The organism is Pseudomonas sp. LD120, assembly GCF_009861525.1.
Lineage (GTDB): Bacteria > Pseudomonadota > Gammaproteobacteria > Pseudomonadales > Pseudomonadaceae > Aquipseudomonas.
The window spans coordinates 994,455-1,006,072 of record NZ_WVHL01000003.1 but is presented as its reverse complement, the minus strand read 5'-3'; the positions used below and the strand labels follow the sequence as shown (position 1 = coordinate 1,006,072).

Annotated in this window: 11 protein-coding genes and 3 tRNA genes; 4 read left to right on the top strand and 10 right to left on the bottom strand. The window is 56.5% G+C overall.

Annotation, left to right across the window (positions count from 1 at the left end; all coding sequences use genetic code 11):
• Nucleotides 1-107: 107 nt before the first annotated feature.
• From clpX to PLD_RS10655, 6 genes are all read right to left on the bottom strand, one after another.
• On the bottom strand, nt 108-1,391 hold the full coding sequence (gene clpX, locus PLD_RS10680) for an ATP-dependent Clp protease ATP-binding subunit ClpX (protein ID WP_159892415.1): 1,284 nt from the start codon (nt 1,389-1,391) through the stop codon (nt 108-110).
• 106 nt (nt 1,392-1,497) lie between these two features.
• Nucleotides 1,498-2,139 carry an ATP-dependent Clp endopeptidase proteolytic subunit ClpP gene (gene clpP / locus PLD_RS10675; protein WP_016965272.1) on the bottom strand — a complete coding sequence of 214 codons (642 nt, stop codon included), beginning with the start codon at nt 2,137-2,139 and terminating at the stop codon, nt 1,498-1,500.
• Between the two features lie 92 nt (nt 2,140-2,231).
• The gene (gene tig, locus PLD_RS10670) at nt 2,232-3,542 is read right to left on the bottom strand and encodes a trigger factor (RefSeq protein WP_159892413.1); all 1,311 of its coding nucleotides are present in this window, start codon (nt 3,540-3,542) and stop codon (nt 2,232-2,234) included.
• A 410-nt stretch (nt 3,543-3,952) separates the two neighbouring features.
• A tRNA-Leu gene (locus PLD_RS10665) sits at nt 3,953-4,037 on the bottom strand.
• Between the two features lie 58 nt (nt 4,038-4,095).
• A tRNA-His gene (locus PLD_RS10660) sits at nt 4,096-4,171 on the bottom strand.
• A 32-nt stretch (nt 4,172-4,203) separates the two neighbouring features.
• Nucleotides 4,204-4,280 (bottom strand) — tRNA-Arg (locus PLD_RS10655).
• Nucleotides 4,281-4,560: 280 nt separating this feature from the next.
• On the opposite strand from PLD_RS10655, the gene folD reads away from it, so the two are divergent.
• A complete protein-coding gene (folD, locus tag PLD_RS10650) occupies nt 4,561-5,415 on the top strand; it encodes a bifunctional methylenetetrahydrofolate dehydrogenase/methenyltetrahydrofolate cyclohydrolase FolD (protein WP_159892411.1) in 855 nt (284 codons plus the stop codon).
• 293 nt (nt 5,416-5,708) lie between these two features.
• The gene (gene pbpG / locus PLD_RS10645) at nt 5,709-6,647 is read left to right on the top strand and encodes a D-alanyl-D-alanine endopeptidase (RefSeq protein ID WP_159892409.1); all 939 of its coding nucleotides are present in this window, start codon (nt 5,709-5,711) and stop codon (nt 6,645-6,647) included.
• Nucleotides 6,648-6,703: 56 nt separating this feature from the next.
• On the opposite strand, the gene PLD_RS10640 is transcribed toward pbpG, so the two are convergent.
• Entirely contained in the window at nt 6,704-7,378 is a 675-nt protein-coding gene (locus tag PLD_RS10640) for a peptidase C39 family protein (RefSeq protein ID WP_159893474.1), read from the bottom strand.
• Nucleotides 7,379-7,795: 417 nt separating this feature from the next.
• On the opposite strand from PLD_RS10640, the gene PLD_RS30435 reads away from it, so the two are divergent.
• Entirely contained in the window at nt 7,796-7,966 is a 171-nt protein-coding gene (locus tag PLD_RS30435; protein WP_178116144.1) for a hypothetical protein, read from the top strand.
• 78 nt (nt 7,967-8,044) lie between these two features.
• Here PLD_RS30435 and PLD_RS10635 read toward each other — a convergent pair whose 3' ends face one another.
• The gene (locus PLD_RS10635; protein ID WP_159892408.1) at nt 8,045-8,800 is read right to left on the bottom strand and encodes a TerC family protein; all 756 of its coding nucleotides are present in this window, start codon (nt 8,798-8,800) and stop codon (nt 8,045-8,047) included.
• 29 nt (nt 8,801-8,829) lie between these two features.
• Nucleotides 8,830-9,078: a hypothetical protein gene (locus PLD_RS10630; RefSeq protein ID WP_159892406.1), complete on the bottom strand. Its 249-nt coding sequence runs from the start codon at nt 9,076-9,078 to the stop codon at nt 8,830-8,832.
• A gap of 134 nt (nt 9,079-9,212) precedes the next feature.
• On the opposite strand from PLD_RS10630, the gene nhaR reads away from it, so the two are divergent.
• A complete protein-coding gene (gene nhaR / locus PLD_RS10625; protein ID WP_159893472.1) occupies nt 9,213-10,118 on the top strand; it encodes a transcriptional activator NhaR in 906 nt (301 codons plus the stop codon).
• On the opposite strand, the gene PLD_RS10620 is transcribed toward nhaR, so the two are convergent.
• Nucleotides 10,119-11,276, bottom strand: a complete 1,158-nt coding sequence (locus PLD_RS10620) for an MFS transporter (RefSeq protein WP_159892404.1) — start codon at nt 11,274-11,276, stop codon at nt 10,119-10,121.
• Nucleotides 11,277-11,618: the final 342 nt, after the last annotated feature.

The following is an 11,618-nucleotide window of genomic DNA, read 5'->3' as shown; positions in this document are numbered from 1 at the left end:
CCAAGATGGGGGCTGCCTGCAAAAAAAACAAGCTTAAAGACAGCACTTTAAGGTGCTAAAAACAAAGGGGCCCGAAGGCCCCTTCTTTCAATCCAACAGCCAGCCGCTTAAGCGTCTGGCGCTGCCTTGGCCGTCGGCTCACTGTTCTCATAGATATACAGTGGCTGAGACTTACCCTCAATGACGCTCTCGTCGATCACTACCTTGCTCACCTCGGATTGCGAGGGGATCTCATACATAGTGTCGAGCAGCACACCCTCGAGAATCGAACGCAAACCACGAGCCCCAGTCTTACGCTCAAGGGCTCGCTTTGCGACCGACTTCAGCGCATCAGTACGGAACTCCAGATCAACGCCTTCCATCTCGAACAACTTAGCGTACTGCTTGGTCAAGGCGTTCTTAGGCTCTGTGAGAATCTGGATCAATGCTGCTTCATCCAGCTCATCCAAGGTTGCAAGAACCGGCAGACGGCCAACGAACTCTGGGATCAGACCGAACTTGACCAAATCATCAGGTTCGACCTCACGCAGCGACTCGCCAACTTTCTTGCCCTCTTCCTTGCTGCGCACTTCGGCATTAAAACCAATACCGCCACGGGTGGAGCGGTTTTGAATAACCTTTTCCAAACCGGAGAATGCGCCACCGCAGATGAACAGGATATTGCGGGTGTCGACTTGCAGGAACTCTTGTTGCGGATGCTTACGACCGCCTTGAGGCGGAACGGACGCAACCGTGCCTTCAATCAATTTCAACAGCGCTTGCTGAACACCTTCACCGGACACATCCCGGGTAATGGAAGGGTTATCAGACTTGCGAGAAATCTTGTCGATTTCATCGATGTAGACAATGCCCATCTGAGCCTTGTCTACGTCGTAGTCGCATTTCTGTAGCAGCTTCTGAATGATGTTCTCGACATCCTCACCCACATAACCGGCTTCGGTCAGAGTGGTTGCGTCGGCGATAGTGAAAGGTACGTTCAACAGGCGAGCCAAGGTTTCCGCCAAAAGCGTCTTGCCCGAACCTGTAGGACCGATCAGCAAAATGTTGCTTTTGCCGAGTTCGACATCGTCATTCTTTTTGTCACGCTGATTAAGGCGTTTGTAGTGGTTGTACACCGCTACCGCCAGAACCTTTTTTGCACGCTCCTGACCAATCACATACTGATCAAGGATGCCGCTGATTTCTTTAGGCGAAGGCAATTTATGCGCGCTGCTCTCGGCCTGTGCCTCCTGCACCTCCTCACGGATGATGTCATTGCACAAGTCGACGCACTCGTCGCAGATAAAGACCGAGGGGCCGGCAATCAATTTGCGTACTTCATGCTGGCTTTTGCCACAGAAGGAGCAATAAAGCAGTTTGCCGTTGTCCTCGCCGTTGCGGGTGTCAGTCATTCGATCGATCCAAATCCGATAGGCTTGCAACACAAGATGAAGGCAATTGCAGGCTTTTTCAAGCCCACGGGCGGCCAGTTAAACCAGCCGCCTGCATTTGAGTCGCTTAGGCAGGCATTTGACGCTTGTTGATCACGGAGTCGATCAGACCGTACTCCGCAGCGCGTTCAGCGCTCATGAAGTTGTCACGCTCAGTGTCACGCTCAATGGTTTCGAGGCTCTGGCCTGTGTGATGGGCCAACAGCGAGTTCAAGCGCGACCGAATGTGCAGGATTTCCTTGGCATGAATGTCGATATCCGACGCTTGGCCTTGGAAACCGCCGAGCGGTTGGTGAATCATCATCCGCGAGTTAGGCAGGCAGTGGCGTTTTCCCGCCGCACCGCCGGCTAACAGGAATGCTCCCATGCTGCACGCCTGGCCAATGCAGATAGTAGAAACATCTGGCTTGATGAACTGCATGGTGTCGTAAATCGACATCCCTGCCGTCACCGAACCACCTGGCGAGTTGATGTAGAGATGGATGTCCTTGTCCGGGTTTTCCGCTTCAAGGAAGAGCAGTTGCGCGGCAACCAGGTTAGCCATGTAGTCCTCTACAGGGCCAATCAGGAAGATCACCCGCTCCTTCAAAAGGCGCGAGTAGATGTCATAGGCACGTTCGCCACGGGCGGACTGCTCGATAACCATCGGGACCAGGCCGCCTGCGGCCTGGATGTCAGAGCTCTGCTGATAATAAGAATTGCGGGACATGTCCTGCAGTCACTCCCAAATAGTCATGTCTTGAATACGCATAAGCCAGCACGAAGGCTGGCTTATGGTGTGTGCTTCGAACGAGAGGATAATCAGTCGGCTTGAGGTGCTTCTACCGGCTTGACCGCTTCTTCGTAAGAGACCGATTTGTCGGTCACGCTAGCTTTCTGCAGAACAGTATCCACAACTTGTTCTTCCAGCACAACCGAACGAACTTCGTTCAATTGCTGCTCGTTCTTGTAGTACCAAGACACAACCTGCTCAGGCTCTTGGTAAGCCGAAGCCATTTCCTGGATCAACTCACGAACGCGATCTTCGTCAGGCTTGAGGTCGAACTGCTTAACAACCTCAGCAACGATCAGACCCAGTACCACACGGCGCTTGGCCTGCTCTTCGAACAACTCAGCCGGCAGCTGATCCGGCTTGATGTTGCCACCGAACTGCTGAACCGCTTGAACACGCAGACGATTAACTTCGTTATCCAGCAGCGCCTTTGGCACTTCGATCGGGTTGGAGGCCAGCAGGCCGTCCATAACCTGGTTCTTCACCTTGGACTTGATGGCCTGACGCAGTTCACGCTCCATGTTCTTGCGAACTTCGGTGCGGAAACCATCCAGACCACTTTCCTTGATGCCAAATTGAGCGAAGAACTCTTCAGTCAATTCAGGCAGCTTAGGCTCGGAAACACTATTAACGGTAACGGTGAACTCGGCGGCTTTACTGGCCAGATCCAGATTCTGATAGTCCTCAGGGAAGGTCAGATTCAGAACACGCTCTTCACCGGCTTTGGCACCGACCAGACCATCTTCAAAGCCCGGAATCATGCGGCCGGAGCCCAGCACCAACTGAGTACCCGTGGCCGAGCCGCCCGCGAAAACTTCGCCGTCAACTTTGCCAACGAAGTCGATGTTCAACTGGTCGTCGCTCTGCGCAGCGCGGTCAGCCACTTCGAAGCGAACGTTCTGCTTGCGCAGGATTTCCAGCATGTTGTCCAGATCGGCATCAGCCACTTCAGCGCTCAGACGCTCAACAGCAATGTTTTCGAAACCAGCAACCGTGAACTCCGGGAAGACTTCGAAAGTGGCAACGTATTCGAGATCCTTGCCCTTCTCCAGCACTTTAGGCTCGACCGAAGGAGCGCCAGCCGGGTTCAGCTTTTGCTCTACAACAGCCTCATAGAAAGAGGCCTGGATAACATCACCCACAGCTTCTTGACGCGCATCAGCCTCATAGCGCTGGCGAATCACACTCATTGGAACCTTGCCAGGACGGAAGCCTGCAATTTTGGCCTTTTGGGCAGTCTGCTGCAGACGCTTGTTGACCTGGCTCTCGATGCGCTCAGCCGGCACGGTGATGCTCATGCGGCGCTCAAGAGCAGAAGTATTTTCAACAGAAACTTGCATGGATATTCCTCGTTGCACAGACGTTAGCCGGCCGTTTTCCGACCCCAGAATCAAGGGCATGCATTCTAGTGGGTCAAACTCAAGAAGTCACCCTACTGAAAACGGGTAGAAAACCGCCAGCCATGTGAAGGCGGGGACAAAAGGTTGAGCCTCGCCGTGAGAGCAAATACTACGAATCAAACCAGGGCTGCCACACACCCCTTCTTTATATAGAAGGCATCAAGTCAGCACTCCCTTTGACCTGCGCGCCCCAACAACGGAGCCTGACGCCCAACGACAAAGGAAGACCACTTCGTCGCCCGGCCAACCCACTGCATGCAGCCGCGCCGGAGGCATCAAACCCACAAACGAAAACGGCGCAGCCCTTTTCAGGTGCTGCGCCGTTATCTGCTATTAACTAGCTACTTTATTGGTGCGGACGAAGAGACTCGAACTCTTACACCTTGCGGCGCTGGAACCTAAATCCAGTGTGTCTACCAATTCCACCACGTCCGCGTAACACGCTTTTAAAGCAAAGGCGCCAGACTATTAATCTGGCGCCTTCTTCGAAATATGGGGTGGACGATGGGGATCGAACCCACGACAACAGGAGTCACAATCCTGTGCTCTACCAACTGAGCTACGCCCACCATATTGCGTTACTTGTGCCAAAGCTGCCTAATGGCGCACCCGGCAGGACTCGAACCTGCGACCATCCGCTTAGAAGGCGGATGCTCTATCCAGCTGAGCTACGGGCGCCTTATTAATCTGTATTCTTTAATGACTACAAACTAATTGCTTTCAGTCGCTACGAATTAAACATCAACTCTGACCGACCTTCTTAACCAGTGCTAGGCTGTGCCCGACAAGTGCGACGAATGTTATAGACGGCCCGCTGGGTCGTCAACTCTTTTTTGAAAAAAATTCATTTAATTAAAGGAGTTAGGGGAATTTGCAGACCAAGCGCCTTTGCCCTCACGTTTCGACATGCGAGAATACGTTCTCTTTTTCTCTCCCTCTCGATGGTTAATCACGCGTCATGACTGCACAACTAATCGACGGCAAAGCGATCGCCGCTAGCCTGCGCCAGCAGATCGCCAAACGTGTCGCCGAGCGTCGCCAGCAAGGCCTGCGTACTCCAGGCCTTGCGGTGATTCTGGTCGGCAGCGACCCGGCTTCTCAAGTTTATGTCTCGCACAAGCGTAAAGACTGCGAAGAGGTCGGCTTCCTTTCACAAGCCTATGACTTACCCGCCGACACCACTCAAGAAGCTCTGGCTGGCTTGATCGATCGCCTCAACGATGACCCGAACATCGACGGCGTCCTGCTGCAATTACCACTTCCCGAACACCTGGACGCCTCTCTGTTGCTAGAACGCATTCGCCCGGATAAAGACGTGGATGGTTTCCATCCTTATAACGTCGGACGCCTGGCGCAACGTATTCCGCTGCTGCGTCCCTGCACCCCCAAAGGCATCATGACGCTACTTGAAAGCACCGGTGCCGATCTCTATGGCATGGATGCCGTAGTAGTAGGTGCGTCCAATATCGTCGGCCGCCCAATGGCCATGGAGTTACTGTTGGCTGGCTGTACCGTGACCGTAACTCACCGCTTTACCAAGGATCTGGCCGGACACGTTGGCCGAGCCGACCTTGTAGTTGTAGCCGCCGGCAAACCCGGCCTGGTGAAGGGCGAATGGATCAAGGAAGGAGCCATCGTCATTGACGTCGGGATCAATCGCCAGGACGACGGCAAGCTGGTTGGGGATGTGGTCTACGAGACCGCCCTGCCCCGCGCCGGCTGGATTACTCCAGTACCGGGCGGTGTCGGCCCCATGACCCGAGCCTGCCTGCTGGAAAACACCCTGTACGCCGCCGAATCGCTGCACAGCTGAGTTTTAGTGCGCACACCAGAAACCCGCCATTGGCGGGTTTTTTATTATGCGATGCCTCTCACCAAGCCCACCCCTTCATCGCCCCAGTCTCTAAGGCTGAGGATCCCCTTCCGCGGAGTTCCGAGCAGGCACTAGCGCTCAGGAAAAATTCGTGGCTTTTGTTTATTTTTAGGGGCTTTCGACTGATCACTGAAGAGCAATCGACAGTTCTTCGGCCATACTCATAAAATGTAACGCGCTTATGAAAAAGCCCGTTGCCAAATGGCATATCCATTTTTATCGAGTCTGCCCGCGTGAAAATTCGTCTCTCCATCCTCAGCTTATTGTTTGCGGTGTCCGGCACCTTGATCGCGCACAGCGTCGACGCCAGCGAATCCCCCGCGGCGCCAAGAGACATTTCACAATTGCATATTGCCTCCGGCAGCGCGCTGCTGCTGGACCTGCAAACCAACAAGGTCATCTATTCAAGCAACCCAGACGTAGTCGTACCCATCGCATCGGTTACCAAATTAATGACCGCCATGGTAGTGCTTGACGCCAAACTGCCCATGGACGAGTACCTTGCCATCAACATCAGTGACACACCGGAAATGAAAGGCGTGTTCTCGCGGGTCAAGCTCAACAGTGAGCTGAGTCGCCGAGAGATGCTACTGATTGCCCTGATGTCCTCGGAAAACCGCGCCGCTGCCAGCCTCGCCCACCACTACCCAGGCGGCTACGCAGCCTTCATCGCGGCGATGAATGCCAAGGCCAAATCACTGGGCATGCACCACACCCGCTATGTAGAACCCACCGGCCTGTCGATCCACAACGTTTCCACCGCTCGCGATCTGAGCAAATTACTGGTGGCCGCGCGTAAATACCCCATGCTGAGCGAGCTGAGCACTACCAAGGAAAAGACCGTGGCGTTCCGCAAACCCAACTACACCTTGGGCTTTCGCAACACCGATCACTTGGTCAATAAAGAGAAATGGGACATCAAGCTGACCAAGACCGGCTTTACCAATCAGGCCGGCCACTGCCTGGTACTGGTCACCCGCATGGGCAATCGCCCAGTGGCATTGGTGATACTTGATGCCTTCGGCAAGTACACGCACTTCGCCGATGCCAGTCGTATCCGTAGCTGGGTGGAAACCGGCAAAAGCGGCGCGGTGCCCGATGTCGCCTTGCGCTACAAGACCGACAAGAATCTGAAGAATCGCCAGACAGGGGCCACCCAGGCATCCCACTGACATGGCCGCATGAACAACAACGGCGCCCATGGGTGCCGTTGTTGTTCATGCAAGACTCAGTGGCTTTCGAGCGCCTTGGTCGCCCGCACCGCCGCCCGCTCCTGACCCGACCGGGCCAGCTCACTGGCCGCCTTCAACCAACGCTGACGATCAACCTGGGCCGGCAGTTGGTCAGGTGCCTGAATCAACACAGCAAAGCTGCCAGCATCCTTCCAGGCTGACTCAAACGCGCTGAAGCCGATCAATTGACGACGGCTTTTCGCACCCCGCAGCAGCACCGTCTGCTTGCTCCGGTTGTATCCGACCAGCACCGCATAACGCGGCTCAGCCCAGAATGCCGATCCTTCGGTAAACCGCACCAGCACCGGATAGCCGGCGGCGACCTGAGCCAGCAAAGCCTGCAGGTTATCGTCCAAGGGGTAGACGACCATGCCGTATTCACGTGCCAGTATCTGCATGTTCTGCTGCAACTGCGCCTCGGCGCCCGGCAGATGCAAAGGTTTGTCCAGCAAGCCCGGGGTAATCACAACGCCCTGCTGCGACAGCATGCTGGCCAACGCACCCGGCCCGCTCTGATAGGCCTCCCCATGAAAAAACGCCACGCTGCTGAGCTCAACCCGCTCCGGCAGGTGCTGGATTTCAGGCCCCCTTTGGCCCGCACACCCCACCAGATTCAAGACACAGGCACTGGCCAGCAGCACCACTCGAAATCGAGAAAATACCCGCACCATCATTGCTCTCTATTCAGACGCCGGACGCCCCTCTTCCGGCTTGGGCCTTGATCATAGGGGGCGTATGGACGAGGGTATAGCGTTAGACGACAGTTAATTGAAAACCATAGAGCGAAGTGTTCGAAGACTCTCGACTATCGGTCAATAGCTTGAAACACAGAGCCGACTAGACTGTCTTTTCCTAAGACATGTACGAAAACCCGCCGAGCAATGGTCAGACAAGGTGCAACGACCCATCGGAGCAAAAACCACAGGCTGACCCGAAGGGTGAGCGCCAGGGGGGGGGGAACAGATGAACAACGACCGGACTGGTGGCCGAACCGGTTTTTGTGTAGCACCGAAGCCTGATCGAAGCACAGGTAATTTTCGTACAGAGTCTAAGAGTGTGTGCCCTGAGCGGGCATAAAGGAGGCACCTATGAGCCTGACCACAACGATTCTGATGTTGATTCTCGGCTGGCTGGCGGTTGCTGCCGCGATGCTTTGGGGCGTACTGCGTATCACTCGCCGCCACCCTTACCCACATCGGCGAACGGCTCCCGGCATCAAGACTGAAAAAAACACCCGGCGACCAGCCACTGCACACTGATCGACATTTCTAGCGCCGAAAAATAACAAGGCCGTCTGACTCGCAACGAGATCAGACGGCCTTTTTCATACTTGCGAATCAGACGTCGGCTTCAGCAGCCTGACGCTTTTGCCGCACCCGGCGAGCCAATATGTTCAGGCTTTCAATAGCCGCCGAGAAGGCCATCGCCGCATACACATACCCCTTGGGTACATGAGCGCCGAAACCTTCGGCGATCAAGGTCATGCCGATCATGATCAGGAAGCCCAGGGCCAGCATCACCACGGTCGGGTTGTCGTTGATGAACTTGGCCAACGGCTCGGCGGCCAGGAGCATCACCAGCACAGACGCCACCACGGCAATGATCATGATCGGCAGGTGCTCGGTCATGCCAACTGCGGTAATGATGCTGTCGATGGAAAACACCATGTCCAGCAGCAGGATCTGCCCAATGGCCGCGGCGAAACCGATGGTCACGCCCGAGTTGGCCGGTTTGCTCTCCTCAGCCTCCGGAACCATGCTGTGGTGGATTTCCGTGGTGGCTTTCCACACCAGAAACAGGCCACCGGCAATCAGAATCATGTCTTTCCAGGAAAAACTCTGCCCCATCAACTCAATCACCGGCTCGGTGAGCTGAACGATGAACGCAACGGTGCTGAGCAATGCCAGGCGCAGAAACAACGCCATGCCGATGCCAATGCGTCGCGCCTTGGCTCGGTGCTGTTGCGGCAGTTTGTTAGTGAGAATGGAGATAAAAATCAGGTTATCGATGCCAAGCACGACTTCCATGACCACCAGGGTGGCCAGGGCAATCCACGCAGTGGGACTGGCAGCGAGCTGTAAAAGGTATTCCATAGGTCAATCCTGATTCGTTGTATGAAAGCTCAGATTTCCTGAGACGACTCAGACGGCCTTGCGCGCTCGTCCTGGTTGTTGTCCTTGCCGGCCACACTGTGCGCGGCGTCGCTGAGCGCCTGCTCTGCGGCCTTATGGGTGTCGTCAATGGCCTGTTTGGCCGATTGTGCCGCCTTGTCCAGCACTTGCTGAGCACTGTGCTCCACCTGCTCGCAACCCGTGAGGGTCAGCATAGGCAGGGCCAGCAGCAACGCCACGCCGAGGGATTTGAATGACATGCTGTTTTCCTCAATAGAACAGACAGGGCCAAGTGAGGCCCGGTTGATAACGACGCATTCTAAGGAGACAGACACTTCAGGAAAATTCGTATTTTTAGCAGTTATACTTCGGTTTTAACGAACTGATGATCGCTATGCTCAACTACCGCCAACTGCATTATTTCTGGGTCGTGGCCAAGACCGGTAGCATCGTTCGCGCCTGTGAGCAGCTCAACCTGACACCACAAACCATCAGCGGGCAGATCAGCCTGCTGGAGCAAACCTATGGCATCGAACTGTTCCGCCGAGTCGGGCGTCAGTTGGAACTGACCGAGGCCGGACGCCAGGCACTGCCCTACGCCGAACAGATGTTCCAGCTCGGTGGCGAGCTGGAAACCATGCTCCGCGCTCGACCCAACGAGCAGCAGATCCAGTTTCGCGTTGGCGTGGCAGACGTGGTGCCCAAGTCCATCGTCTACCGCTTGGTGGCCCCCACCATGGCGCTCAGCGAGCCGATCCGCCTGACCTGCCGCGAAGACAAGCTCGAACGCCTGCTGGCGGACCTGGCTATCCAGCGCCTGGACTTGGTGATTTCCGACAGCCCGATGCCCACGCACCTGGACATCAAGGGCTACAGCCAGAAGCTCGGAGAATGCGGGATCAGCTTCTTCGCCACCACGGAGCTGGCTCGACTGCACGGCGAGGACTTCCCTCGCAGCTTGCACGGCGCACCATTGTTGATTCCCGGACAGGAAACCGTGGTCCGCAGCCGCTTGCTGCGCTGGTTCGCCGAGCAGCAGTTGCAACCACGGATCATTGGCGAATTTGACGACAGCGCGCTGATGCAGGCTTTCGGGCAATCCGGCAGCGGAATCTTCATCGCCCCCAGCGTGATTGCCGACGAAGTGCAGCAACAGTGCGAGGTACAGTTGATTGGCCAGACCGACGCGGTGACCGAATCCTTCTATGCCATTTCCGTAGAGCGCAAGGTCAAGCACCCTGGCATCGTGGCCATCACCGAGGGCGCGCGCCGCGAACTCTTCACCGCTCTCACCCCCTGATCAAGCGGTACAGGCCACCGGCGCTTTGAGGCTCATCAACAGCCAGGCCAGGATGATGGAAAGCAGAATGAAACCGGACGCGGCAAACCCCAGGCTGCCCAAACCCAACGTGTCGATGACGCGACCGCCCACCATCGCCCCCAGGCCAATCCCCAGGTTGGCTCCAGCGATATTCAGCGATGCCGCGAAGGCTGGCGCTTGCGGTGCCGCCTTAATCAGCCGCACATGGCTGACCAGAAACAAGGCAGCCTGGGTCACGCCCCAGACACCCATTGCCGCCGCCAGCCCCAGGGTCGAATGAATGCTCGGCACCAGGGCCACCATGCCGCCGATCATCAGCGCGCAAAACACCATGGAAGCGATCAGCGGATGCCGGTCCACCGCCCTGCCGCCCAAAGAGTTGCCAATCAGCCCCACCGCGCCAAAACCCATCAGGCACCACCCCACCCGTGTGCCGTTGAAGCCGGCGAGACGTTCGAGAATGTCCGCCAGGTAGGTGTAAGCGGTGAACATGCCACTGAACACCAGGATCGACAGCAACACATGCCCGAGCATCAACGGGCTACGCAGGATGCGAAACTGCGAGCCCAGGCTTACCTGTTCGTGGTGCGGCTTGGTTTTGGGCAGGTAGACAAACAGCAGCAGGGCTTTGGCGAAGGCCACCACAGCCAGAATGCCAAACGCACTGCGCCAGCCGAAGGCATCGGCAATCAGTGTCCCCACGGGAATCCCGAACACCGTGGCGCAAACGATGCCAAAACCGATCTTGGCGATGGCCCGCCCGGCGTAAGCCGGCCCGACAATATCCACCGCTGTCTCGCTAGCCAGGGCCCAGAACACCGGCAACCCCAGGGCCGGCACCAGTCGCGCGACGGACATCACCCAGATATTCGGCGCCAGGGCCGCCAGGGTATTGGCCAGACCAAACATCACCAGCACGCTGATAAACAGCTGTTTGCGCGGAAAACGCGCGAAATAGGCAGTCAGAAACGGCCCGAAAGCCGCAACGGTAAAGGCAAACAACGTCACCAGCAGCCCGGCCTGGGAAACGCTGACCTGCAAGTCCCGGGCAATCGACGGCAGCAGACCGACGATGATGAATTCCGTGGTCAGCACGGTAAAACCCGCAGCTGACAACAGCAGGATGGGCAACAACATCGAGAACTCCAGAAACAACGACAGCAGCGACAGCCCGAAGGGCCCGCTGACTGGATGAGAAAAGGGGGTGGCAAATATTAACAGAGTAGGTACGGGTCGAGGCAACCGCCCCGAAGCGGCGACCTTGCCGTGACGAGTGGCAGATCGTCACATTGACGCGGGAACCCCAGCCGGCTGTGATAAAGTCCGCCCCCTGCCCAAAAGTCGGACGTTTTCGCACTTGCTTGTCATGCAAATTGCTTGATCGTCCGGCGCCTTTTCCGACCGCACCAGCGCCTGCCGGTTCAACCCGAACCCGCTCCCGGCCAAGGACACTCGGCAGGCAGGCTCCGCACATTAAAA